This window comes from Agathobaculum faecis (genome assembly GCF_014287995.1).
Classification (GTDB): domain Bacteria; phylum Bacillota; class Clostridia; order Oscillospirales; family Butyricicoccaceae; genus Agathobaculum; species Agathobaculum ammoniilyticum.
The window spans coordinates 1-1,268 of the sequence record NZ_JACOPL010000058.1 but is presented as its reverse complement, the minus strand read 5'-3'; the positions used below and the strand labels follow the sequence as shown (position 1 = coordinate 1,268).

General features: G+C 48.8%; 2 protein-coding genes. Both read right to left on the bottom strand.

Annotation, left to right across the window (positions count from 1 at the left end; all coding sequences use genetic code 11):
- Window positions 1-863, bottom strand: an 863-nt coding sequence (locus H8S45_RS15765; protein WP_186950581.1) for a hypothetical protein, incomplete at its 3' end; no start/stop codon positions are given.
- Between the two features lie 38 nt (window positions 864-901).
- On the bottom strand, window positions 902-1,268 hold a 367-nt coding region (locus H8S45_RS15760), incomplete at its 5' end, for a hypothetical protein (RefSeq protein WP_207724528.1).

Genomic DNA, 1,268 nt, shown 5'->3' with positions numbered 1-1,268 from the left:
TCCCCAAACGTCACCGCATTCGCGCTGTCAACCGTCGCAATAACCGCCTTGCCCTTGTTGCCGTCGCCAGTATCGGAAAAGCAGATGCACACGCGCTTGTTTCCGCTGTCGTCGTCGGGGATGCGGGTTGCGGAGATGTGGCCAGCGTTAACATTACCAGGAAGATAATAAGTCTGTTTTTGTGTGATTGTAGTTCCGTTCACCAGCGATATTCCGATGCCCAACTTGCTGCTGGATGTAAAAATCGACATTATGCGATCCGCCTCCAATGCAACAACCGGCGCGCTTCCAGTAACCGCAGAGATTATATTGGTTTGTTCTCCAAACGAAATCGATGTTCCATTTACTGTACCTATTTTAGCAAACAAGGTCGTTTGTGTTAGCGCCTGCACCACAAAATGCGTATCATCCAGCCGAGCGCCTGAAACAGATAAAACCGCAGATAAATAGGCACTTACACTATAAACACTCTTTCCTGTTGTGTTGTCTATCAGGTATGCCACAGGATTACTTGAACTATTGCCAATCAAAATACTATAGCTTTCATTCAGTTTGAACAGGTCAGAACCGGTCATGACAACCGTGTTTAATCGGTTCTCCACATTCTTCTGGGCCACAACGTCGTGGTAGATTTCCCCGTCCTGAACATTCACCACATCCCCCGCCGCGATACTCTGGCCATCCCGCACGGTGCCGGTGCGAACGTCATTCACCGGCAAACCCTCTGCTGTTGGATTACTGCCGATATTCGCCAACGCGGAAATGAACTCTTCCTCCGTCCCCGTATAGCCGCCCTCCTGCGCCTGCTCATACGCGCTTTTGCCAAGCCCTGCGACCAACTTGCCGTTTACTTTGATTGCCAAGTTATCCCCTCCTTTTTCGGTTTGTTGATAATCTTTGGTTAGAGTGTTTCCAGCGTGCCAAGTTGGATTTTGGTTAGGGCAAAATTGAGCATGCCTGTACTTATTTGAACCCATGTATTGCAATATGTTATCTTATACCTGGCGCTTGCTGCTGTCACAAAAACGTATGGAACATCATTCACATAAAACGGATTAACAATTTGTGTGCGGCCGTCCTTGTCAGTTAAAAGAAGCAGTTCGCTCCCGCTTGCCGAAATATCCAGAGTGTTCTTATTCAGCGCCGAGCCGGTATAGCTCACCCGCGCCGTAAACTTCATCAGCCCTTTGGTCGATTCGCCCACTATGATCGGATTATGGATCACGCTCTTACCTCCTGTACGGTCACATAAACACTGATTGCCGCCG